Source organism: Rhizobium sp. YTUHZ044 (assembly GCF_051123975.1).
In the GTDB taxonomy this organism is placed as follows: domain Bacteria; phylum Pseudomonadota; class Alphaproteobacteria; order Rhizobiales; family Rhizobiaceae; genus Rhizobium.
In genome coordinates, this window is the sequence record NZ_CP101426.1 from 4,573,788 (window position 1) to 4,596,547 (window position 22,760).

Here is a 22,760-nt window from a genome sequence, read left to right on the forward strand (position 1 = left end):
CACCTCATCTCCGGCGGCACGCACGATCAACGCTCAATGAGGTGCACAGCACGGACCTCGAAGGAAGAGGACTGCGAAAGCTAACGACGACGCGTCTCCAATCTCCAAAAAGCAAAAGGCCGGCTTTCGCCGGCCTTTTCCCCCGCATCCCCTTGAGATCCCTATCGAAGAGCGCCGACCAGAAGGTCGCGGCCGTTCTCGATGGTGACCCAGCGGCCAGCATTGTAGCTCGACTGGCGCTTGACGAAAGTATAGGCCGTCGCGAACCAGGGCTTCACGTCGGCAGCGAGATTATCGAGCACGAAATCGCCCTCGGCGGTGCGCAGCGTCAAGACAGCATGGCCTTCACCGTCAGGCTTGCGCACGACGGTCATCAGCAGGTCGGCGGCCGAAAAGCCGCGCTGGATCAGCATGCGGCGCTTCAGCAGCGCGAAATCTTCGCAGTCGCCGGCGGTCGTCGGATAGGCCCAGACCTCGTCCTTGCCGTAGATTTCCTTGTCGGTCATCGGCTTGATCGTGCTGTTGACCGTGGTGTTGAGCGAACGGACGAGCGACCACTTCGCCGGCGTCATCTCGATCGGGCCCGCATTGCGGTTCGCGCCGCATTCACTGCTGTGGATCTGACAGAAATCGTAATGGCCGATCGGCTGCGAAGTGGCATTGCCTGTTACCATGGAAGCATTTCTGCTTGGAGCTGGGATGGCGGCAGTCGCCATCGCAAACACGGCCATCATGGCCACAAAGACACCCTTGATCCGCACGCCCGCTCTTTCCTTGATCGCCCCTTAATTATTAACAAATTGTTAATGGAGAGGGCGGAGAAGAGTCAATCGTTACTTCTTGGGAGAGCGTTGCAACGCGCCAACATGGTTAAAATGCAACGGGTTGGCGGCTTGCGTTAGGGGAATTTCTCGGGCGGTGCTGTTCGAATGGGCATCTGCATATTTGTTGATGAACGAATGATGCCTTTGACGGCGCTGAGGAGAAGGGCGATATCGCCCGGGCGGGAAAGGCGGTGGTCGCCATCGCGGATGAAGGTCAGCACCACGTCGTCGGCGGGAAGGTGCTCCAGAAGCTTCATCGCGTGCGCATGCGGCACGTCCGGATCTTTCATGCCCTGCAGGATATGGACCGGGCAGCCCGTCTCGATCATGCCGTCGAGCACCCGGTTTTTGCGCCCGTCTTCGATCAGCGCCTGCGTATAGATGTTCGGTTCCGGGCTGTATTGCGAGCGCTCTTCGAAATAGCCGCGCTCCGCCAGCGACTTGCGTTCCTTGGCCTTAAGGTTCGGCTCGATCAGTTCGGAGGTGAAATCGGGCGCCGGCGCGATCAGCACCATGCCGGCGAGCTTCGGACCACCCTGTCGGGCGAGTTCCTGCGCCAGCCGGAGCGCGATCCAGCCTCCCATCGAGGAACCGACGAGAATGAAGCGCTCGGGCGCAACATGGCGGATGACGGCAAGCGCTTCCTCCAGCCAGCGCGAGATCGTGCCGTCGCGAAAGCTGCCGCCGGAAAGCCCATGGCCTGAATAGTCGAGGCGGATGCAGGCCGCACCGAGTTCGGCCGCCAGCCCATCGATCTCCGCCGCCTTGGTGCCGCTCATGTCGGAACGGTAGCCGGATAGCCAAACGAGCGATGGGGCAGCATTGCCGGCCTGCGCCGGACGCAGGAGCATGGCGATCTCCCGTGCCGCCTCGCCTTCGCCGACGGTCAGGAACTGCGGTTGGGCATTGCTGATCTGATCGGACATCGGCGAAACCTCCTGTTGTTTCGGCCTATAAAACAGATTCTTGGCAGGCTGACAGCTGGTGATTTTTCCGCTAAAGGATGATATTGACTCCGTTGCAGCGATAACGAGATACGTTTGTGCACCCAAGATTGAGCGTGCGCGGCTGCAACGTTCCGAAACAACGCGAGGAGAATACGACCATTCGCAGACCTTTTAAGACCGATGCGCCCGTGAAGGACGGACCGCGCTCGAATCGTGAAATCCGCATTCCCAAAGTTCAGCTGATCGCGGCTGACGGACAGAATATGGGCGTCGTGCCCACCGACCAGGCCTTGAGAATGGCGGAAGAAGCCGGCCTCGATCTTGTCGAAATTTCCCCGAATGCCGAACCGCCGGTGTGCAAGATCCTCGATCTGGGCAAGCTGAAATATGCCAACCAGAAGAAGGCTGCCGAAGCGCGCAAGAAGCAGAAGATCGTCGAAGTCAAAGAAATCAAGATGCGCCCGAACATCGACACCCATGATTATGAGGTGAAGATGAAGGCGATGGGCCGCTTCTTCGACGAAGGCGACAAGGTCAAGGTGACGCTGAAATTCCGCGGCCGTGAAATGGCCCACCAGGAACTCGGCATGAAGCTTCTGCAGCAGGTCAAGGCGGATACGACCGAGATTGCCAAGGTCGAGGCCGAGCCCAAGCTCGAAGGCCGTCAGATGATGATGGTGCTGGCGCCGAAGTAAGCGCCAGTCACTTCTTGCCCAAGGCCGTCCGCAAGGGCGGCTTTTGTGCGTTTGGCTACCCTGTCTTCAGCCTTTGTTTTATGCATGTCGTTATCCCGGAACCGCCGCACACTTCCGGGCGACATGCGTAGCCGAAGATTCCTCCGGGGCCCCGTTGCACTTTCGTGACGCTGCGGTTATAAGCGCGCGTCCGAACTGACCGGCAGGGCATGCCGTGGCAGTCTCGAATGCTTGCGGAACGGTTCGTCGCCGATGCCGCAGATCAACAACAAACGCTCCCGCACCTTGTTGCGACGACCGGAGAACCGGACTTCGCAAGGAGGGCTTTTTGATGAAGCGCGCAGGGAGGACAGAAGGAGTAGCAAAATGCCCAAGATGAAGACGAAGTCCGCTGCCAAGAAGCGGTTCAAGATCACCGCATCCGGCAAGGTCAAGGCGGCTGCCGCTGGCAAGCGCCATGGCATGATCAAGCGCACGAACAAGTTCATTCGCGATGCACGCGGCACGATGGTTCTCGCAGAACCCGATGGCCGCAAGGTCGTGAAGAACTATCTGCCGAACGGTCTCTGAGACTATTCCGGTAACGCGTTAGATTAAGGAGATCATGATATGGCACGTGTAAAAAGAGGCGTCGCAGCCCACGCCAAGCATAAGAAGGTTCTGAAGGCCGCGAAGGGCTTTTACGGCCGCCGCAAGAACACCATCCGTACCGCCAAGGCTGCCGTCGATCGCGCCAAGCAGTACGCCTACCGCGACCGCAAGGTCAACAAGCGCAACTTCCGCGCCCTCTGGATCCAGCGCATCAACGCTGCCGTCCGTGAATTCGGCCTGACCTATGGCCGCTTCATCGACGGCCTGAACAAGGCTGGCATCGAAGTCGACCGCAAGGTTCTGTCCGACATGGCGATCCACGAGCCGGAAGCATTCGGCGCCCTGGTTGCTGCCGCTAAGAAGGCCCTTGAATATCTCAAGGAAACCGGCACGGCTAACGAGTTTGAAGGCGCGGTTCGGTAACCAGCGCTTCCCAAGCTTGACGCTTTTTGAATTTTGGGAAACCCGCGCTGGTTTGGGCTGGCGCGGGTTTTTCTTTCTTTATATTCCTTGCGCCGGCCTCTCCAGCCTGCCTTTCGAACGCCGCCTGATCTGGACGGAAAGAAGACGATGTCAGATATCGACCAGCTTAAATCTACCTTGCTTGCCGAAATTTCCGCCGCTGGTGATGAGCCCGCGCTTGAAGCCGTGCGCGTGTCCGCGCTTGGCAAGAAGGGCTCCGTCTCCGAACTGCTGAAGACGCTCGGCGCCATGACGCCGGAGGAACGCCAGACCCGGGGGGCTGCGATCAACGCCCTGAAGAATGCGGTGACGGACGCCATTGCCGAACGCAAGTCAGTGCTGAAGGTTGCGGCTGTCAATGCGCGGCTGAAGGCCGAGACGGTCGATATCAGCCTGCCGGTGCGCTCCTCGCCCGCCGAGCGCGGCCGCATCCACCCGATCAGCCAGATCGTCGACGAGATCACCGCGATCTTCGCCGACATGGGCTTCTCGATCGCCGAAGGTCCCGATATCGAAACCGACTACTACAATTTCACGGCGCTGAACTTCCCCGAAGGCCATCCGGCCCGCGAGATGCATGACACTTTCTTCTTCAATCCGGATGAGAATGGTGAGCGCAAAGTGCTGCGCACCCATACCTCGCCGGTGCAGGTGCGCACTATGGAGACGCAAAAACCGCCGATCCGCATCATCATTCCCGGCAAGACCTATCGCCAGGACTCTGACGCCACACATTCGCCGATGTTCCATCAGGTCGAGGGCCTGGTCGTCGACAAGAAGGCCAATGTCGCCAACATGCGCTGGGTGCTGGAAGAATTCTGCAAGACCTTCTTTGAGGTCGACAGCGTGACGATGCGTTTCCGCCCGTCCTTCTTCCCCTTCACCGAGCCCTCCTTCGAGGTCGATATTCAGTGCGACCGCTCCGGTCCGATCGTCAAGTTCGGCGAAGGCACCGACTGGATGGAGATCCTCGGCTGCGGCATGGTCCACCCGAACGTGTTGCGCTATGGCGGGCTCGATCCGGACGAATATCAGGGTTTTGCCTGGGGCATGGGCCTCGATCGCATCGCCATGCTGAAATACGGCATGCCCGACCTGCGCGACTTCTTCAATGCCGACGTCCGCTGGATGACGCATTACGGCTTCCGCCCGCTCGACATGCCGACGCTGTTCGGCGGTCTGAGCGCTTGAACGGAGATTTGGGACGATGAAATTCACGCTCTCCTGGCTGAAAGAGCATCTCGAAACGGATGCCACGCTGGATGAAATCTGCGCCCGCCTCACCGAGATCGGGTTGGAAGTCGAGGATGTCGATGACAAGGCGGCGTTCAAGCCCTTCGTCATCGCCAAGGTCCTGTCGGCGGAAAAACATCCCCAGGCCGATCGCCTGAAGGTGTTGATGGTGGATACCGGATCCGGCGCGCCGGTGCAGGTCGTGTGCGGTGCCCCGAATGCACGCGCCGGCCTGGTCGGCGCCTTTGCCGCACCTGGAACCTATGTTCCCGGCATCGAGGTGACGCTGGCCGTCGGCAATATCCGCGGCGTCGAAAGCCGCGGCATGATGTGCTCCGAAAAGGAGCTTGAGATTTCCGACAATCATGACGGCATCATCGATCTGCCGGAGGATGCGCCGGTCGGCCGGAGTTATGCTTCCTATGCCCATCTCGACGATCCCGTCATCGAGATCAACCTGACGCCGAACCGGCCGGACTGCACCTCGATCCACGGCATCGCCCGTGATCTCGCCGCCTCCGGTCTCGGCACGCTGAAGACGCGGTCTGCGCCGTCCTTCGCTATCGAAGGCGAAACGCCGGTGAAGCTGACGCTCGATCTCGATGATCCCAGGCTCTGCCCAGGCTTTGCGCTGCGTCTCGTGCGCGGCGTCACGAACGGCCCGAGCCCGCGCTGGATGCAGCAGCGGCTCACCGCCATTGGCCTGCGCCCGATCAATGCGCTGGTTGATATCACCAATTACATGACCTTCGATCAGGGCCGCCCGATCCACGTCTTCGATGCCGCCAAGATAAAGGGCAATCTCACTGTCCGCCGGGCAAGGGAAGGTGAGACTGTGCTGGCGCTCGACCAGCGCGAATACAAGCTCGGCCCGAACAATGTCGTCATATCAGATGAAGAAGGCATCGAATCGATCGGCGGCATCATGGGCGGCGAACATTCCGGCTGCGACGACAACACCGTCGACGTCCTGATCGAATCCGCTCTGTGGGATCCGATGAACATCGCCAAATCCGGCCGCAGTCTCGGCATCATCACCGATGCCCGCTATCGCTTCGAACGCGGCGTCGATCCGGAATACATGGTTCCCGGTCTCGAACGCACGACGGAACTGGTGCTGGAACTCTGCGGCGGCACCGCCGCCAGGACCGAGATTGTCGGCTATCACGGCTACGAACCGAAGGTCGTCGATTTCCCCTATTCGGAGGTCAAGCGCCTGACCGGCCTCGACGTCTCGAATGAGGAAAGCAACACGATCCTGACGCGTCTCGGCTTCACGGTCTCCGGTTCCGGCGAGCGCGTCTCCGTCGCCGTTCCCTCCTGGCGCCCGGATGTCGACGGCAAGGCGGATCTCGTCGAGGAGGTCATGCGCATCCATGGCGTCGACAATATCAAGCCGGCGCCGCTCGAAAGCCATGCCGCCGTCAACGGTAAGATTCTGACGACTCTGCAGATCCGCACCCGTGCGGCCAAGCGGGCGCTGGCCGCGCGCGGCATGCTCGAAGCCGTCACCTGGTCCTTCATTGCGGAGGAACATGCGAAGCTGTTCGGCGGCGGTTCGCCAGCCCTCAAGCTTGCCAATCCGATCGCTGCCGAAATGTCGGACATGCGCCCGTCGTTGCTGCCGGGTCTGCTGATCGCAGCTCAGCGCAATGCCGACAAGGGTTATGCCGACGTCGCCATCTTCGAGGTCTCGGGCACCTATGAAAACGACCGGCCGGAAGGCCAGCGCCGCGTCGCCGGCGGCATCCGCCGCGGCACGGCCTCGCTCGCCGGCGCCGGCCGCATGTGGTCGAATGCAGCCAAGGGCGGCGGCAAGCCGGTCGACGCCTTCGACGCCAAGGCCGATGCGCTCGCCGTCATCGAAGCCTGCGGCCTGCCGATGGGCAACATCCAGATCGAGCGGGGCGGCCCCGAATGGTATCACCCCGGCCGCTCCGGTACGATCAAGATGGGGCCGAAGATCGTGCTCGGCTATTTCGGCGAATTCCACCCGCTGATGCTGGAAGCGCTCGATGTCTCCGGCGCTCTCTGCGGCTTCGAAGTCTATCTCGATGCTATGGCGGAGCCGAAGAAGAAGGCGACCCGTACCAAGCCGGCGCTCGATCTGTCGCCGTTCCAGGCCGTCAAGCGCGACTTCGCCTTCGTCGTCGACAAGACGGTGGAATCAGGCGCGATCGTCAAGGCTGCGACCGGCGCTGACCGCAAGCTTATCACCGGCGTTAACGTCTTCGACATCTTCGAGGGCGCATCGGTCGGCGAGGGCAAGAAGTCGGTGGCGATCGAGGTTCAGATCCAGCCGGTCGAGCGCACGCTGACGGATGAGGATTTCGAGGCGCTGACGCAGAAGATCGTGGCGAGCGTGACGAAATTCACCGGCGGTGTGCTCAGAAGTTGAGCTTCATCTTCCGAAAACTGAAAAGACCGGTCGCGTAAGCGGCCGGTCTTTTCACGTATGAAGATGGTAGAGCTTGCTGACGATCACCCAGCGTCCTTCGATCTTCAGCAGCGAGAGATAGTCGGTAAAGCGCATTCCGGCGAAATCGTCGGTGACCTTGACGCTTGCCGCGTCACCCTCGACATCGACGTTCTGGATGTCCATGAAAGGCTGCGTGCCGGGCGCGGCGGGCTCCTCCGCCAGGATCGCGGCGATGAATTCGTCCCGCGTCAGCCATTCGACGGCATTCTGGTAATAGCCGATGATCGAGCTTTTCGGGTGAAAGGCCTTCTTCAAGGCTGCCGCATTGGCGAAGGCCATGCCTTCGACATAGAGATGAACCGTCTGTTCGACTGCCTGCCTGTCCGACATGTTTCCATCCCGTTCTCCAAGATGACGTTAGATAGTTTCGCCGGCCGCGAAGGCAAGCCCGACCTATGCGACCGGCCGGGCTTGTCCGTTTTCAAATGTTCGTCATGGCAAGCGAGGCATCCGAATAGCGCTTGCCGGCGACCTGTGCCGCTGGGATCGCTTCGCCGAGCTGATCAAGCTCCTCCGCGCTGAGCGTGATATCGGCAGCGGCGACATTTTGTTCGAGGTGGTGAAGCTTGCGCGCGCCGGGGATCGGCACGATGTCGTCGCCCTGGTTCAGCACCCAGGCCAGTGCCAGCTGCGCCGCGGTCACGCCTTTGGCGGCGGCTAGCTTTTCGAGCGTTGCGACAAGCGCGGCATTGGCGTCGAAATTCTCCGCCTGGAAACGCGGCACCTGCCGGCGGAAATCGTCGGCGACAAGGTCGTCGGCCTTGCGGATCGCTCCTGTCAGGAAACCGCGCCCGAGCGGGCTGTAGGGCACGAAGCCGATGCCGAGTTCGCGGCAGGTGGCAAGCACATCCTCTTCGGGATCGCGCGTCCACAGCGAATATTCGCTCTGAAGCGCTGCGATCGGATGGACCCCATGCGCGCGCCGGATCGTGGCGCTGCCGGCTTCCGAGAGGCCGAGGGCGCGAACTTTCCCTTCCTTCACAAGCTCGGCCATGGCGCCGACCGTCTCCTCGATCGGCACGTTGGGGTCGACCCGGTGCTGGTAGAGCAGATCGATCGTCTCAATGCCCAGACGCTTGAGTGAGGCTTCGGCAGCCGCACGCACATGTTCGGGACGGCTGTCGACGCCGGCGATGGCGGCAACGCCGGCTTGGCTGGTATCGATCCTGAAGCCGAACTTGGTGGCGATCACCAGGCGGTCGCGGAAGGGCTTCAGCGCTCTTCCGAGAAGAACCTCGTTGGTGAAGGGGCCGTAGACCTCGGCGGTGTCGAAGAAGGTGACGCCGAGATCGACGGCGCGGTGCAGTGTCCGCACTGATTCCGCTTCGTCGCTGGCGCCATAGGCAAAGCTCATGCCCATGCAGCCGAGGCCGACGGCCGAGACCGACAGATCGTTTCCGAGTTTTCTGGTTTTCATGATGCGCTCCTTTTCTGAGCTGGCGCCGAACCGCTTGGGAGATCATTGCGGCAGGGGCAGACTATATCGGCGCCGTATCAATCAAAAAATGCATGCAGTTTCTAACAGCCTGTTCTATAATTTCGATCAATGGACAGAAGGCAACTCTCTCAACTCGCCGTTCTCGCCGCCGTCGCGGAGCATCGCAGCTTCCGGGCCGCGGCCAAGGAACTGCTCGTCGCGCCGTCGGCGGTCAGCCACGCCATTTCGAGCCTGGAGGACAGTCTCGGCGTCAGGCTTCTGGCACGTACGACCCGCAGTGTCGCGCCGACAGAGGAGGGCCGGCTGCTTCTCGAAAGGTTGCGTCCGGCGCTCGAGGAGATCGGCGTCGCGTTGGAGGCGGTCAACGATACGCGCGGCAAACCGGCCGGAAACCTGCGCATCACTGCGCCGCGCTTTGCCTCCGATATCCTGCTCGCCCCGCGCCTTGGCGATTTTCTCAACACCTATCCCGATATCACGCTGGAGATCGCCAATGAGGACGGCTTCACCGATATCGTCAAGGAGGGTTTCGACGCGGGCATCCGGCTGGAGGAGAGCCTGGAGGCCGATATGATCGCAGTCAGGATCTCACCCAATCTGACGACGGTGATCGCGGCCTCGCCGGAATATTTCGAGCGCTATCGGAAGCCGGAGCACCCGCGCGATCTCGTCCGTCATCGTTGCATCAAGCGACGCTTCACCAACGGCTCCATTTATCGTTGGGAATTCGAAAAGGATGGGCAGGAACTGATCGTCGCGGTCGATGGGCCGCTTGTTGTCAGCGAGGACCGGCTGGCCCTGCTCGCGGCGCTGAACGGCGCCGGCCTTGCCTATCTCTTCGACATGCGGGTGCATACCGAACTGACGGCCGGCAGGCTGGTGCGGGTGCTGGAGGATTGGTGCGCGCCCTATCCCGGGTGGTTTGTCTATTATCCGAGCCGACGGCAAATGCGGCCGGCGCTGCGCGCCTTCATCGATTTCTTCAGGTATGCGGAGAGGGATGCGGGCGGCCGATGAGGGCCGCCGCTCGTTTGCCTCGTTTCGTCAGGCGGCTTTTGCCTTCTGGTTTGCCGCCGTCGTGGCGAGCTTGGTAAGGATCTTGTCGGTGGCCGTTTCCTCCTGCAGCGTCTGGTCGAGCAGGGCGACGACATCCTTCTGGCCGAGAGTTGCGGCCCATGTCTTCAGCGTGCCGTAACGGGCGATTTCATAGTGCTCGACCGCCTGGGCAGCCGAGATCAGCCCGGCATCCAGCGCCGGCGTGCCCTTGAATTCTTCCATGATCTCTTCGCCCTCGGCGATAATGCCCTGGATCGCCTCGCAGGTCTTGCCCTGGGCGCGCTTGCCGATCTTTTCAAAAACCTGCTGCAGGCGCTCGACCTGGCCTTCGGTTTCCTCGAGATGCTTCTGGAAACCTGCCTTCAGTTCGGAGGACTGGGCGGCACGGGCCATCTTCGGCAGGGCACGCAATATCTGCCGCTCGGCAAAATAGATGTCCTTGAGCGTGTCGTAGAAGAGGTCTTCCAACGTCTTTTCCTTGGCCATTTTCTCGATCCTTGTTTTGGGAAAGGCCGCGAATGCGGCGACACACTAAGAAGCGAAGATCGCGCAATTTGTTCCCGATCGATTTCGGGTGGACTGGAAAACCGCGCCGGGCAATCATTCGGCCGCTGAAGTGGAGGACGAAAAGATCATGCGAAAGCCGGGTTCGATGAAAGGTCTGGAGGATCTCGGCCGCGTGCGGCTGTCGCAAAACTTCTTCTTCCGCGATTTCCTGCATTCGGAAATCGCGGATTTCTACCGGATTCCCAATATCCCCGAGGATCCCAACCTGGCGATCGAAGCCGGCAAAAGACTTTGCGAGGAACTGCTGGAGCCGCTGGAAGCGACGTTCGGGCGTCTTCACATCCGCTCCGGCTACCGCTCGCCTGAGGTCAACCGCTTCGGCAACGCGAACAATCTGAACTGTTCCACCAATGCCGCAACGGCTGCGCATCACATCTGGGATATCAGGGATTTCGACGGCTGCATGGGCGCCGCCGTCTGCATTGCCGTGCCCTGGATGATCGACCGCTATCGCGATGAAAGCGATTGGCAGCGGCTCGCCTGGTGGATCCACGACCATCTGCCCTACGCCTCGCTCTGCTTCTTCCCAAAGCTCTCGGCCTTCAATATCCAATGGCACGAACGGCCGAAGCGGGTGATCCAGAGCTACGTCAGGCCGCGCGGCATCCTGACAAAGCCGGGCATGGGGAACTGGGAAGGCGACCATTCGGAATGGTATGAGGGATTTCCCGCCCTCAGAAACTGATGCGGTAGCGAATGTGGCCGTCACTCTCGACGTAGCTGTCGTAGAGCGCACGGGCAGTCTTGTTTCCTTCGCTCGTATGCCAATAGAGCCGCGACCAGCCCTCGGCCTTGCAGAGCGCGACGAGATCGTCCAGCAGCGCCCGGCCGACACCCTTGCCGCGCGCATCGGGATCGACGAAGAGGTCTTCGAGATAGCAGTCCCTGCCGCGGATCCAGGTGCCCTCATGCGTCAGGAAAAGAGCAAAGCCCATGATCCTGCCGTCGGCCTCGGCGACGCGCATGCCGATCGCCGAGGCCGGATCGAAGATTCGCCGCCACGTCTGGTCGGTGATGTCAGCGTCAACGCTCACCTCGTAAAAGGCCAGATAAGCTGCCCAGAGTTCACGCCAACGGGCTTCGTCTTCCGGGCGGGCATCGCGAATGATTAAGGTCATGGCATTCCTGTTCAGGCACCGGCTTCGTCGAGCAGCGCCATTGCGTCGTTGGAAAGGGAGAGTGTTGCTGATTTCACCAGGCTTTCAAGCTGCGACAGGCTGGTCGCACTGGCAATCGGCGCCGTGACGCCTTTCTTGCGCAAAAGCCAGGCGAGCGAGATTTCCGCGGGTTTGGCGCCGGTCTCGGCCGAGACCTGATCAAGCGCGGCGAGGATGCGCAGGCCCTTGGCGTCGAAATACTGCGAAACCCGGCCTTCGCGGGCGCGGCCTTGCGTATCGGCCTTGCTGCGGTATTTGCCGGTCAGGAAACCGGCTGCGAGGCTGAAATAGGTGATGACGCCGATATTCTGACGGATGCACAGTTCGGCCAATGGCCCCTCGAAGCTCGCGCGCTCGTAAAGATTATATTCCGGCTGCAGCACGTCGTATCGCGGCAGGCCAGCCTTCTCGGCTGCGTCGAACGACGCCTGGAGCAGATCCGCATCATAGTTCGAGCAGCCGATGGCGCCGATCTTGCCCTGTTGCTTCAGCTTGGCGAAGGCGCCAAGCGTTTCCTCGTGTGGCGTATCGGCATCCGGCCAGTGCGAGAGATAGAGATCGATATAGTCCGTCTGCAATCGGCGCAGCGAACCCTCGACCGCCTTCAGGATGTATGCCTCCTTGAGGGTCTTTCCCTGCCCCATGTCTGAGCCGACCTTGGTAATGATGACGGCCTTGTCGCGGGAGATCCGCGATTGCTTTAGCCAGCGCCCGATGATCTCCTCGGAATCGCCACCCTTGTTGCCGGGAACCCATGTGGAATAGACATCCGCCGTGTCGATCGTGTTCAGCCCCGCGTCGAAGAAGGCGTCGAGAATGGCGAAAGATGTTTTCTCGTCGGCCGTCCAGCCGAAAACATTGCCGCCGAAGACGATCGGCGAGACCGAAAGACCTGTTTTTCCAAGCCGGCGCATGTTCATGACGCTCTCCAAAATGGGTGAATATAAAAGGCTGTATTGAATCGCGGATACGGCAGAACGCCGTCTGGCCAAGCTAGCGCGATCCCGGCGCCAGGCAAACCCGGCTTCCGCAATTTCATGTCGCGCCATTGCGTCGCGGCGGAGGCCTGAATATGGTTCGCCGACATTGGTTTTGGGAGGCTCGCACATGCTGCGTTTCGGTATCATTTCAACGGCGAAGATCGGTCGCGACAATGTCGTTCCCGCCATCCAGGACGCGGAAAATTGCGTCGTCACGGCGGTTGCCAGCCGTGATCTCACGCGCGCAAGGGAGATGGCCGATCGCTTCTCCGTGCCGCATGCCTTCGGCTCCTATGAGGAAATGCTGGCTTCCGACGTCATCGACGCGGTCTATATCCCGCTGCCGACGTCGCAGCATATCGAATGGTCGATCAAATCAGCCGATGCCGGCAAACATGTGCTCTGCGAAAAACCCCTGGCCCTGAAGGCCGACGATATCGACGCGGTAATCGCTGCCCGCGACCGCAACCGCGTGGTGGTCACCGAAGCCTATATGGTCACCTATTCCCCGGTCTGGCAGAAGGTGCGCTCACTGATAGCCGAGGGTGCGATCGGTTCGCTGCGACATGTGCAGGGCGCCTTCACCTATTTCAACCGAGACCCCGCCAACATGCGTAACGTTCCGGAACTCGGCGGCGGCGGCCTTCCCGATATCGGCGTCTATCCCGTCATGAGCACGCGTTTTTCCACCGGCAAGGAGCCGCTCTCAGTCCAGGCGATCACCGAGCGCGATCCGGATTTCGGCACCGATATTTACTCCAGCGTCAAGGCCGATTTCGGCGATTTCGAGCTGAGCTTCTATGTCTCGACACAGATGGCCAACCGTCAGGTCATGGTCTTCCACGGCACCGAAGGTTACATCGAGGTCAAATCGCCCTTCAACGCCAATCGCTGGGGACCGGAAGAGATCGAACTCGCCGATCGCAGCCACAATGAATCGCGCATCTTCCGCTATCAGGACAGCCGCCAATACAGGCGCGAGGTCGAGGCCTTCGCTCGCGCGGTCAAGAACGGCAAGGAAGAGATCGTCACGCTCGAAAACTCGAAGCTGAACCAGAAGGTGATCGATGCCATCTACCGCGCCAGCGAGAAGGACGGCTGGGAGGCAGTCTGATCATTCCGCTCATTCCGCGCGGAAGACGAAGCGCGAATAGCCGAAGAAGCTGAAGACCATCGAGGCGACGCTGGCGATCACCATGGCCGCCAGCGGTTGCAGCGCCGGCAGCGAAAGCAGCAGCGCAGAGTATAGCCCGTAATTGACCAGTGCCGCCGTCACGCCGACCGAGCCGTAGCGGAAACCCTCGGCGGCAAGCGACCGGCCGGAACGATCGAAGGTGAAGCTGCGGTTGAAAGCCCATGTGGTCGCCATTGCCGTCGCAATGGCGACGAGCCGGGCCAGAAACGGTCCGAGTGGCGTCAGATGGAGCAGCGCCGCCAGCATGCCGGCATCGACAAGGAAGCCGATGCCGCCGCCGATCGCGAAGCGGACGAGCTTTCTCATGCCGCATCCGCCTTGCCGGGACGATCGCGCGATGCCGGTTTGGCGTCGGCGAGCGGTGCCTTGACCGCACTCGGGGTCTCCAGGCTCATATAATGGATACGAAGCTGCTCGGCCCGGGCGCGGGCCACGGAATCCAGGATGACGCCGGCGGTAAAAAGCATGAAGGAGATCATCATCAGCGCCATCGACAGCACCCAGGTCGGCATGCGGCTGACGAGGCCCGTGTCGAAATATTCCGCCAGCACCGGCGTCATGAAGCCGAGGCTCGTCAGCATGAAGGCGGCGCTGATCGCGCTGAAGAAGGCGAAGGGCCGGGTTTCCTTCATCAGCATCGCGAACATCCAGAGGATTTTTCCGCCGTCGCGGAACGTCGAAAGCTTGGAATGCGAGCCTTCCGGGCGCCGGCCATAGTCGAGTTCCAGCTCGCTGACCGGAAGCTTCAGCCGGGAGGCATGCACCGACATCTCCGTTTCGATCTCGAAGCCGCCGGATACCGCCGGGAAGCTTTTGACGAAGCGACGTGAGAAAGCGCGGTAGCCGGAAAAGATATCGGTGAAGTCGGGGCCGAAGATCGTTCGGTAGAGCAGGTTGAAAAGCCGGTTGCCAAGCGCATGGCCCTGACGGCCGGCATCGGCATGCACGCCGCGCCGGGTTCCCACGACCATGTCGGCGCGCTCGGTTAGAAGCGTTCGCACGAGCTCCTCGGCGTCGCCAGGCGCATAGGTTCCGTCGCCGTCGGCGATGATATAGATGTCGGCCTCGATGTCGGCGAACATGCGGCGCACGACGTGCCCCTTGCCCTGGCGCCGTTCGCGCACGACATGCGCTCCGGCCAGCATCGCCTGCAGCGCGGTGCCGTCGGTGGAATTATTGTCGTAGACGTGGATCGCGGCATCCGGCAGCGTCGCCCGGAAGCCCCGCACCACAGCGCCGATCGTCGCAGCTTCATTATAGCAGGGAAGCAGGACGGCAATGTCCGGGTGATGGGTAAGCGTTCGGGCCATGACTCTACTCGTTACACTGAAAAGCCGCCACCAGCCTAAATCACGCAGCGTTAATAAGACCCTATGACGCAGGCAAAATCGGCTGCGGTCTCAGACGGCTTTACACTTTCTTGATCGGTGCCCGCTAAGGTTCGGGCATCTGGAAACGAAGCGCTAACCACGATGAACGCCGTGCAGCCGATCGCTGATGCATCCGCCGTGACCGCCGCCCGCCGGAGCCGGCTCGGGGGGCTGCTGACGCGTCTGTGGCCGGCTGTCATTGCCTATAGTGTCATCCTCGCCGCCGTTATCCTTGTTACCAAATTCTCCGGCTCCACCGATTATGTCGGTCCCGACAACGACGACGGCATGCGTCTCGTCGAGGTTCGCGATTTTCTTGCCGGCCAGGGCTGGTTCGATCTGACGCAATATCGTCTCGGCCTTGCCGGCGGTACGCTGATGCACTGGTCGAGGCTGATCGATCTGCCGATCGCTTCGCTGATCTGGTTCTTCGGCCTGTTTGCGCCGCGTGAAGCCGCCGAGGCGCTGGCGCTCGCCGTCTGGCCCGTATCGCTCATCTTTCCTGCCATGCTGGCCATGGGCGTCGCCGGCCGGCGGATCGGCGGCGTCGCAGGCATGCATATCGCCCTCGGTCTCACCGCCCCGGCGATCTACACCGGAAACCGCTTCGCCCCGGGCGCGATCGATCATCACAATGCGCAACTGGCGCTGGTCGCGACGATGGTGGCGATGCTCGTGGACCCCCAGCGTCGCGGTTGGAGCTACGCCGCCGCCGGCGTTGCGGCGGCTGTCGCGATTGCCATCGGCGCCGAGACCACCCCTTTCGTCGCCGGCGTCTGCCTCACGGTCGCCCTGCTCTGGGCATGGGAAGGGGAGAATTTCGCCGTCGCCGCCCGGGCCTTCGGGCTGTCGCTGACGATTACGATCAACATTCTTTTCTTCGCAACGGTACCGCCCCGGCTCTATTCGATGGTCACCTGCGACAATCTCTCGCTCGGCTATTACAGTCTGGCGGCGATTGGTGGCGGCCTGCTGCTGTTTTTGGCCGTTTTTGCCAGCGGCTTGCGTCGGCCATTGCGCTTTACCGCGCTCGCCTTTATCGGCGTCGGCGTTTTTGGTGCGGCGATCGTCATCGCGCCGCAATGCCTGAGCGATCCGTTGGGCAATCTCGATCCGATGCTGGTCGAGCTCTGGCTGCGGCATATTTCGGAAGCCCAATCGCTCCTGGCGCTGGCGCGCGCCGATCCCACCGCGGTCGGCGCCTTCTATGCGGCAGGCCTCTTCGCCATTGCCGTCTGCATCTTTCGCCTCATTCAGCGCGACCGCGTGCAGATCCATCTGATCCTGCTCTTCCTGATCGCCACGAGTTGGGCAATCGCGCTGGTCCAGGTGCGCGGCTCTTCCTTCTCGAACCTGCTTTCGATCCTGCCGCTCGCCCTGCTGATCATTGATGTCAGGCGCATCTCCAACAGCGACAGCGAGAATGTCGCCGCTGCCTTCGTCTATGTGATGAGCGTGCTTGCAAGCGTTCCGGCGGTCTGGGCCGTCGGTGGCGGGCTTGTCTCGCTGCAGATGGAGAACGATGCGCAGAAGAAGGCGGCGGAGCCGACAAAAGCGCTTTCCTGCACATCGAAAGAGGCGCTGGCACCGCTTGCCGAACTCCCGCCCGGCCTGGTCTCCGCGCCATCGGAAATGGGTGTGCCGATCCTCCGCTTCACGCAGAACCGGGTTCTCTCCGCCCCCTATCATCGCGATCAGGGCGGCATGCTGACGGAAATGCATATCGGCCTGGCAACACCGCAGGAGGCGGAAGCCTTCCTGAAGGGAGCCGGTGTGACGGCGCTTGCTTTCTGCCAGAAGGACCTGCAGACGCGCGAACTCGCCAAATTGAAGCCAGATGGGCTCTATGCCGAACTCGGCAAGGGGAATATTCCGCCCTATCTGGAGCGGCTGGCGCAGGTGCCGGGTACGGGCGTCCAGTTCTTCCGCTACCGGCCGACGGCGAATTGACGCCGACAGCCTTTATGTTGCGCTGACGTCAGTGAGACGTGCGGACGGCCCGCAGACGGTCGCTGGCATAAAGCCCGAGCACGAAGAGGATAAGGCCGCCATTATAGCCGAGAATGGCATAAACAAGCGCCAGAAGTGACACCGGCCCCGGCGAGGTTATCGCCGCCAGCGTGAAGCTCATTCCGATCAGCGCGGCGACCAATGCGATACCGGCGGCCGAGCGCATTAACCCGGCGCTGATGCCCAATGCTGCTGCTGTGAGAATAATCATTTCAGCACCTTCCCAGAGAGAACGAGGGGAAGAATAGGAAGCGCCAACTAACAAAGATTTACCGGCTCTCTCGGCTGAAAATCCTTTGTATTGCGGTGGTTAGCAATCCCTTTCAGAAAAAACGCGCGTTTTATCTATGCGTTCCCCGACGGAGCGAATTTTCCCGTTTTTCTTGTCATTCTTATCGCTGCAACGACCGCATGCACGCAATGCCCGGAGCGTGAATCTTGATGCAACGGCGACGACTCGGCCTCGCCACCTGGTTTCAGCAGTCGGGAAAACGGTCTCTCCGGCTGTCGCGACCTTCCCGTTTCCCGCCAATGGAAATAGAAAGGAGGGATGAGCAACCTCTTCGACAGCGATTCGCCGACCAACCTTGCCGAATATTCGGTTTCGGAGCTTTCCGGCTCGATCAAGCGCACCGTCGAAACCGCCTTCGATCAGGTTCGCGTGCGCGGCGAAATATCCGGCTATCGGGGTCCGCACTCCTCCGGCCACGCTTATTTCGCACTGAAGGACGATCGCGCCCGTATCGACGCCGTTATCTGGAAAGGCACTTTCTCGCGGCTGAAGTTCCGTCCTGAGGAAGGCATGGAGGTGATCGCCACCGGCAAGGTCACCACTTTTCCCGGCTCCTCGAAATATCAGATCGTCATCGAGACACTGGAGCCGGCAGGCGCCGGCGCGCTGATGGCGCTGATCGAGGAGCGCAAGCGCAGGCTCGGCGGCGAAGGCTTGTTCGATGCGGCCCGGAAGAAGCGGCTGCCCTTCATGCCGCATGTGATCGGCGTCGTCACCTCGCCGACCGGCGCCGTCATCCGCGATATCCTTCACCGCATCTCCGACCGGTTTCCCGTGCAAGTCCTCGTCTGGCCGGTGAAGGTGCAGGGGGAGGGATCCGGCGAGGAGGTGGCGAACGCCATCCGCGGCTTCAACGCGCTGGACCCCGCCGGCGCCATTCCGCGTCCGGATGTGCTGATCGTCGCGCGCGGCGGCGGCAGCCTGGAAGATCTCTGGAGTTTCAATGACGAGATCGTCGTGCGCGCTGCTGCCGAAAGCCGCATACCGCTGATCTCGGCCGTCGGCCATGAGACCGACTGGACGCTGATCGACTATGCCGCCGATGTGCGCGCTCCGACGCCGACCGGGGCGGCGGAGATGGCTGTGCCCGTCAAGGCGGAGCTCGAAGCGCAGGCGGCCGCACTTGCCGCCCGCCTGCAGGGTTGCATGAACCGGCAGATGGATCAGCGCCGCCAGTTCGTCCGTAGTCTGATGCGGGCATTGCCCTCGCTTGATCAGCTTCTCGCCTTGCCGCGCCGCCGCTTCGACGAGACGGCGGCCGGCCTCGGCCGCGGGCTGGAACTCAACACCATCAACAAGCGTCGCGGCTTCGAGCGCATCGCCTCGCATCTCCGCCCGGATGTGCTCTCCAATCGCATCGCCGAGAGACGCCAGCTTCTGAGCGAGCGCATGGCGCGGGCCGAGCGCACCGTCGAGCGCCTGGTCGATCGCTCGAAGTCCCGCATTGACCGCGCCGAGGCCATCCTCGCCTCGCTGCCGGCCCGGCTGAAGACCGAGACAGACCGCAGTCGCGAGCGGCTCGGCAACCTTTCGCGCCATGCCGATACGGCGATCCGCCACCAGCTGACGCGCGGCCGCGCCGAGCTCTCCGCGCAGGACCGCGTGCTGCAGTCGCTCTCCTACAAGAACGTGCTGAAGCGCGGCTACGCCGTCATTCGCGACGAGGACAACAGGCCGGTCTCGCAGGCGGCCGCACTTTCCGCCGGCATGGGCATCGCCATCGAATTTGCCGACGGCCGTGTCGGCGCAATGACCACGGAAGGCAGCATCTCGCCTGGCGGCGCCAAGAAGCGCAGCACAAAACCGGCGGAACCGACGAAGCAGGGAAGCCTGTTCTAACGATGCGGATCCTGCTGGTGCTCGCCCATCCCTTGTCGGACAGTTTTGCTGCCGCGGTGGCGCACACGGCTCGCCAAGCGCTGGAAGCTTCCGGTCATGCCGTCGATCTGCTCGATCTCTATGCGGAGGATTTCGATCCACGACTCTCCGAGGCCGAGCGCCGTGCTTACTTCGATATGCCCTACGACACCTCTGATGTGGCCGATATCGTTGCCCGGCTGAAGGCGGCCGATGGTCTCGTCCTCGTCTTTCCGCAGTGGTGGTTCAATTTCCCAGCCATCCTGAAAGGCTTCTTCGATCGCGTCTTCGCGCCAGGTGTGGCCTTCACGCATGACGCCGCTGGCGGCCGGATCGTGCCTGAGCTCACCAATATCAGGCTGCTCTATGCGCTGACGACGACGGGCTCGCCCTGGTGGCTGGTGCATCTCTATATGGGCGATCCCGTTCGCCGCCTGCTGAAGCGCGGTATCGCCAACTTCTGTTCGAGGAAGCTTATCTTCCGCATGCTGAGCCTCCACGATATGGACCGCGCCACGGAATCCAGGCGCAGGGCGCATCTGGAGCGTGTCAGCAAGGCGCTCGCCGCCATCTAAAGAGCCTTTCCTGGTCAGATTGAAGCATTCTGCCGGAGGGCTGAAACGGGCCGGCTGATCGACCGGCCGGCTTGGCCGTAGAGCTTGGCTACGACGCGCGCCGGCCGGTCGACCATCCGACTCCGTTTGAGCCAACAGAATGCTTCAATCTGACCAGGAAAGGCTCTTATTATTCGAAATCCGCGAGGAATTTCTTCAGCAGTCGGTCAAACTCGGCCTTGTCCTCGGCCGTCAGGTTGCGCGTCAGCCGCTGCTGGTTGGCGACATGCGCGCCGACCGCCTCTTCGACGGTCGCAAGCCCCTTTTCGGTCAGCGCGATCAGCACGCTGCGCCGATCCTGCGGATTGACGATGCGCTCGACCAGGCCCGCCTTCTCCAGCTGGTCGATCCGGTTCGTCATCGTGCCGGAGCTGACCATGGTCATTTCCAGGAGCTCGCCCGGCGAAAGCCGATGAGGTGCGCCGGAGCGGCGAAGTGTGGCCAGCACGTCGAAGGCCGAGGTGGAAAGCCCGTGCTTCATGAGCATGGCTTCGACTTCGCGGCCGAGATGGGTGCCGAGGCGTTTCAGGCGCCCGAGGATGCCCATCGGCTCGACGTCGAGATCCGGCCGCTCGCGCCGCCATTGCGCCAGAATCCGGTCGACGTGATCTTGCTTCGCTTCACCCATGTGGGATGGATACCACTGCATATCTTGACGTCAAGATAAATTGCGTTATGTTCGAATTTATCTTGATGTAGAGATTCTTGAGATGAAGACAAATTCTCGATACTTGGCGGACGTGCTGACGACCGCTGTCGCCCCCGCTATCTGGGGCAGCACCTATTTCGTCACCACATCCTTCCTGCCCCAGGGCTATCCGTTGACGGTCGCTCTGCTGCGCGCCCTGCCGGCGGGCCTGCTTCTGCTACTGATTGTTCGGAAGCTGCCGACGGGCGTCTGGTGGGGCCGCGCCTTCCTTCTCGGGGCGCTGAACTTCTCGTTCTTCTGGGCGATGCTGTTCGTCTCCGCCTACCGGCTGCCCGGCGGCGTTGCCGCGACCGTCGGTGCCGTGCAGCCGCTGATCGTCATCGCCCTGTCGCGGCTTTTCCTCGGCAAGCCGGTCCGGCCACTTGCCGTGCTGGCGGGTCTTGCCGGCATGGCCGGGGTCGCGCTGCTGGTGCTGACGCCGAAGGCGAGCCTCGATCCCGTGGGTGTCGCCGCCGGTATCGCCGGCGCGGTTTCGATGGCGTTCGGCACCGTGCTGTCACGGCGCTGGGCGCCGCCGGTGTCGAACCTCACCTTCACCGCCTGGCAACTGTCGGCAGGCGGTATTCTCTTGGTACCCTTTGCGCTCTTCCTGGAACCGGCGCTGCCGTCGCCGAACATCGCAAACATTGCCGGCATTGCCTATCTCGGTCTGGTGGGTGCGGCTTTCACCTATCTGCTCTGGTTCCGCGGCCTGTCGCGCGTCGAGCCCTCGGCGATTTCCTCGCTCGGCTTTCTGAGCCCTGTGGTCGCGACCCTGCTCGGCTGGCTGGCGCTCGGCGAGAGCCTGACGCCGGCGCAGCTTGCCGGCTTCGCCATGGTCCTTGCCAGCGTCTGGCTCAGTCAGCGCACGGTGATGCCGCTCAGGCCCACTCGCCCTGCCGCATCACCGGAACCCGCCCACCGTCCGGTGTGATGCCGTCGATATCGACCTTGTCGGAGCCGATCATCCAGTCGATGTGGATCAGGCTGGAATTGCCGCCCTGCGCCTTGATCTGCTCCTGGCTCAGTGAAGCGCCATCGAGGAAGCACTTGGAATAGCACTGGCCGAGCGCGATGTGGCAGGAGGCGTTTTCGTCGAACAGCGTGTTGTAGAACAGAATGCCGCTCGCCGAGATCGGCGAGGAATGCGGCACGAGAGCCACTTCGCCGAGCCGGCGCGCGCCCTCGTCGGTATCAAGCACCTTATTCAACACTTCTTCGCCGCGTGACGCCTTGGCTTCGACGATCCGCCCACCCTCGAAGCGCACCTGGATATTGTCGATCAGCGTGCCCTGGTGCGACAGCGGTTTGGTGCTCGAGACATGGCCTTCGACCCGCAACGCATGCGGCGTCGTGAACACCTCTTCAGTCGGAATATTCGGATTGCAGGTAATGCCGTTCTTGGCGGTGGAGGCGCCGCCATGCCACTCATGTCCGTCGGCAAGACCGACCGTCAGATCGGTGCCTGGCCCCTTGAAATGCAGCGAGGCAAAACGCTCGCCGTTCAGCCAGGCTGAGCGCTTGGCGAGATTGGCATTGTGCTCCGCCCAGGCGGCGACGGGGTCGCTGACATCGACGCGCGAGGCGGCAAAGATCGCCTTGGCGAGCTTGGCGATTGCGATCGGTTCCGGGTCGTCGGGGAAGACCACCTTGGCCCAGGAGGGGTTGGGATAGGAGACGATGTTCCAGTTGATGTCGAAATTCGAGATCTTTTCCAAGGCCGGCTTATAGGCGGTTGATGTGGCGCGATTGGCGCGGCCGACCTTGCCGGCATCCTGCTCGGAAAGCAGCATTGGATTGTCGCCGGCGACCGCCAGACGGGCCGCCCCGTTGGCATAGGCCTTGGCCATGCCCTCGTAGAGCCAGTCGGAGGCGCGGTCGAAGCTCTCGTCGCTGCCGTACTGATAACGCGCCAGCGTCGTTTCCTCGTCGGAGTAGAAGGCGCTCACCAGACCGGCGCCGGCCTGATACGCGTGTTTGGTGATGAGGCGAACGAGCGGGAGCGCCACAACAGGCGCGGTGATCACCAGATCCTGGCCCTTCTGCAGCTGCAGCCCGACCTTGACCGCGACTTCCGCGAGTTTCTCCAGCTTGACGGGATCAACGGTGTTCTGGCTCTGGGGCATGAAAGTCATGGTTCAACCTGCCTTCTTTCATCGACGCTAAAGCAATTCCAGGAAAAGTGCGAAGCGGTTTTCCGTCTGGAATTGCGTAAGTTCAAGAGATTAGAGCGGTTCTGCTCTTCCGTGAAAAGCTGAACCGCTCCAAGAGGCTGAAAGACTTAGACCCGTTTGCGGCGAAAATG

Annotated in this window: 24 protein-coding genes; 12 read left to right on the forward strand and 12 right to left on the reverse strand. The window is 61.8% G+C overall.

Going from position 1 to position 22,760, the window contains the following annotated elements; all coding sequences use genetic code 11:
* Positions 1 to 161: 161 nt before the first annotated feature.
* Together NL154_RS22325 and NL154_RS22330 are read right to left on the reverse strand one after the other, a co-directional pair.
* A complete protein-coding gene (locus NL154_RS22325; RefSeq protein ID WP_210629540.1) occupies positions 162 to 761 on the reverse strand; it encodes a transglutaminase-like cysteine peptidase in 600 nt (199 codons plus the stop codon).
* Between the two features lie 137 nt (positions 762 to 898).
* Positions 899 to 1,750 carry an alpha/beta hydrolase gene (locus NL154_RS22330; RefSeq protein ID WP_210629539.1) on the reverse strand — a complete coding sequence of 284 codons (852 nt, stop codon included), beginning with the start codon at positions 1,748 to 1,750 and terminating at the stop codon, positions 899 to 901.
* 179 nt (positions 1,751 to 1,929) lie between these two features.
* On the opposite strand from NL154_RS22330, the gene infC reads away from it, so the two are divergent.
* The 5 genes from infC to pheT all read left to right on the forward strand — a co-directional run bounded on the left by infC (position 1,930) and on the right by pheT (position 7,150).
* The gene (infC, locus tag NL154_RS22335; RefSeq protein ID WP_073990355.1) at positions 1,930 to 2,466 is read left to right on the forward strand and encodes a translation initiation factor IF-3; all 537 of its coding nucleotides are present in this window, start codon (positions 1,930 to 1,932) and stop codon (positions 2,464 to 2,466) included.
* 366 nt (positions 2,467 to 2,832) lie between these two features.
* Entirely contained in the window at positions 2,833 to 3,036 is a 204-nt protein-coding gene (rpmI, locus tag NL154_RS22340) for a 50S ribosomal protein L35 (protein ID WP_011423646.1), read from the forward strand.
* A gap of 39 nt (positions 3,037 to 3,075) precedes the next feature.
* Positions 3,076 to 3,480, forward strand: a complete 405-nt coding sequence (rplT, locus tag NL154_RS22345; protein WP_011423647.1) for a 50S ribosomal protein L20 — start codon at positions 3,076 to 3,078, stop codon at positions 3,478 to 3,480.
* 147 nt (positions 3,481 to 3,627) lie between these two features.
* Positions 3,628 to 4,710: a phenylalanine--tRNA ligase subunit alpha gene (gene pheS / locus NL154_RS22350; RefSeq protein ID WP_210629538.1), complete on the forward strand. Its 1,083-nt coding sequence runs from the start codon at positions 3,628 to 3,630 to the stop codon at positions 4,708 to 4,710.
* Between the two features lie 16 nt (positions 4,711 to 4,726).
* A complete protein-coding gene (gene pheT, locus NL154_RS22355) occupies positions 4,727 to 7,150 on the forward strand; it encodes a phenylalanine--tRNA ligase subunit beta (protein ID WP_221165264.1) in 2,424 nt (807 codons plus the stop codon).
* A gap of 51 nt (positions 7,151 to 7,201) precedes the next feature.
* Here pheT and NL154_RS22360 read toward each other — a convergent pair whose 3' ends face one another.
* Together NL154_RS22360 and NL154_RS22365 are read right to left on the reverse strand one after the other, a co-directional pair.
* The gene (locus tag NL154_RS22360; RefSeq protein ID WP_210629536.1) at positions 7,202 to 7,561 is read right to left on the reverse strand and encodes a nuclear transport factor 2 family protein; all 360 of its coding nucleotides are present in this window, start codon (positions 7,559 to 7,561) and stop codon (positions 7,202 to 7,204) included.
* Positions 7,562 to 7,652: 91 nt separating this feature from the next.
* Entirely contained in the window at positions 7,653 to 8,648 is a 996-nt protein-coding gene (locus tag NL154_RS22365; RefSeq protein ID WP_434733360.1) for an aldo/keto reductase, read from the reverse strand.
* Positions 8,649 to 8,777: 129 nt separating this feature from the next.
* On the opposite strand from NL154_RS22365, the gene NL154_RS22370 reads away from it, so the two are divergent.
* Positions 8,778 to 9,686 (forward strand): LysR substrate-binding domain-containing protein, encoded by a 909-nt coding sequence (locus NL154_RS22370; protein ID WP_434733361.1) that lies wholly within the window; start codon positions 8,778 to 8,780, stop codon positions 9,684 to 9,686.
* 27 nt (positions 9,687 to 9,713) lie between these two features.
* On the opposite strand, the gene NL154_RS22375 is transcribed toward NL154_RS22370, so the two are convergent.
* On the reverse strand, positions 9,714 to 10,211 hold the full coding sequence (locus NL154_RS22375) for a ferritin-like domain-containing protein (protein WP_434733362.1): 498 nt from the start codon (positions 10,209 to 10,211) through the stop codon (positions 9,714 to 9,716).
* Positions 10,212 to 10,359: 148 nt separating this feature from the next.
* Between NL154_RS22375 and NL154_RS22380 the strand changes: the two genes are divergently transcribed.
* Complete coding sequence (locus tag NL154_RS22380) at positions 10,360 to 10,977, forward strand: hypothetical protein (protein WP_434734124.1); 618 nt, start codon at positions 10,360 to 10,362, stop codon at positions 10,975 to 10,977.
* On the opposite strand, the gene NL154_RS22385 is transcribed toward NL154_RS22380, so the two are convergent.
* Both NL154_RS22385 and NL154_RS22390 read right to left on the reverse strand, forming a co-directional pair.
* Positions 10,967 to 11,410 (reverse strand): GNAT family N-acetyltransferase, encoded by a 444-nt coding sequence (locus NL154_RS22385; RefSeq protein ID WP_434733363.1) that lies wholly within the window; start codon positions 11,408 to 11,410, stop codon positions 10,967 to 10,969. The genes NL154_RS22380 and NL154_RS22385 overlap by 11 nt on opposite strands.
* Before the next feature lie 11 nt (positions 11,411 to 11,421).
* Positions 11,422 to 12,369 carry an aldo/keto reductase gene (locus tag NL154_RS22390; protein ID WP_434733364.1) on the reverse strand — a complete coding sequence of 316 codons (948 nt, stop codon included), beginning with the start codon at positions 12,367 to 12,369 and terminating at the stop codon, positions 11,422 to 11,424.
* Positions 12,370 to 12,556: 187 nt separating this feature from the next.
* Between NL154_RS22390 and NL154_RS22395 the strand changes: the two genes are divergently transcribed.
* A complete protein-coding gene (locus NL154_RS22395; protein WP_210629531.1) occupies positions 12,557 to 13,543 on the forward strand; it encodes a Gfo/Idh/MocA family protein in 987 nt (328 codons plus the stop codon).
* A 9-nt stretch (positions 13,544 to 13,552) separates the two neighbouring features.
* Here NL154_RS22395 and NL154_RS22400 read toward each other — a convergent pair whose 3' ends face one another.
* Together NL154_RS22400 and NL154_RS22405 are read right to left on the reverse strand one after the other, a co-directional pair.
* Positions 13,553 to 13,930 (reverse strand): GtrA family protein, encoded by a 378-nt coding sequence (locus NL154_RS22400; RefSeq protein ID WP_210629530.1) that lies wholly within the window; start codon positions 13,928 to 13,930, stop codon positions 13,553 to 13,555.
* Positions 13,927 to 14,934 carry a glycosyltransferase gene (locus tag NL154_RS22405; protein ID WP_221145718.1) on the reverse strand — a complete coding sequence of 336 codons (1,008 nt, stop codon included), beginning with the start codon at positions 14,932 to 14,934 and terminating at the stop codon, positions 13,927 to 13,929. The genes NL154_RS22400 and NL154_RS22405 overlap by 4 nt, the downstream gene beginning before the upstream one ends.
* Positions 14,935 to 15,096: 162 nt before the next feature.
* Between NL154_RS22405 and NL154_RS22410 the strand changes: the two genes are divergently transcribed.
* The gene (locus tag NL154_RS22410; protein WP_434733365.1) at positions 15,097 to 16,944 is read left to right on the forward strand and encodes a hypothetical protein; all 1,848 of its coding nucleotides are present in this window, start codon (positions 15,097 to 15,099) and stop codon (positions 16,942 to 16,944) included.
* A 28-nt stretch (positions 16,945 to 16,972) separates the two neighbouring features.
* Here the strand turns inward: NL154_RS22410 and NL154_RS22415 are convergent, their stop codons facing one another.
* Positions 16,973 to 17,215 (reverse strand): hypothetical protein, encoded by a 243-nt coding sequence (locus tag NL154_RS22415; protein ID WP_020920162.1) that lies wholly within the window; start codon positions 17,213 to 17,215, stop codon positions 16,973 to 16,975.
* A 339-nt stretch (positions 17,216 to 17,554) separates the two neighbouring features.
* Here NL154_RS22415 and xseA point away from each other — a divergent pair, with 339 nt between their 5' ends.
* Together xseA and NL154_RS22425 are read left to right on the forward strand one after the other, a co-directional pair.
* On the forward strand, positions 17,555 to 19,135 hold the full coding sequence (gene xseA / locus NL154_RS22420) for an exodeoxyribonuclease VII large subunit (RefSeq protein WP_434733366.1): 1,581 nt from the start codon (positions 17,555 to 17,557) through the stop codon (positions 19,133 to 19,135).
* 2 nt (positions 19,136 to 19,137) lie between these two features.
* Positions 19,138 to 19,728 (forward strand): NAD(P)H-dependent oxidoreductase, encoded by a 591-nt coding sequence (locus NL154_RS22425; RefSeq protein ID WP_210629526.1) that lies wholly within the window; start codon positions 19,138 to 19,140, stop codon positions 19,726 to 19,728.
* 169 nt (positions 19,729 to 19,897) lie between these two features.
* Here the strand turns inward: NL154_RS22425 and NL154_RS22430 are convergent, their stop codons facing one another.
* Complete coding sequence (locus NL154_RS22430) at positions 19,898 to 20,395, reverse strand: MarR family winged helix-turn-helix transcriptional regulator (protein WP_221122707.1); 498 nt, start codon at positions 20,393 to 20,395, stop codon at positions 19,898 to 19,900.
* Positions 20,396 to 20,477: 82 nt separating this feature from the next.
* Here NL154_RS22430 and NL154_RS22435 point away from each other — a divergent pair, with 82 nt between their 5' ends.
* Positions 20,478 to 21,389 carry an EamA family transporter gene (locus tag NL154_RS22435; RefSeq protein ID WP_434733367.1) on the forward strand — a complete coding sequence of 304 codons (912 nt, stop codon included), beginning with the start codon at positions 20,478 to 20,480 and terminating at the stop codon, positions 21,387 to 21,389.
* On the opposite strand, the gene NL154_RS22440 is transcribed toward NL154_RS22435, so the two are convergent.
* Positions 21,337 to 22,590: an aminopeptidase gene (locus tag NL154_RS22440; protein ID WP_097599521.1), complete on the reverse strand. Its 1,254-nt coding sequence runs from the start codon at positions 22,588 to 22,590 to the stop codon at positions 21,337 to 21,339. The genes NL154_RS22435 and NL154_RS22440 overlap by 53 nt on opposite strands.
* Between the last annotated feature and the right edge of the window lie 170 nt (positions 22,591 to 22,760).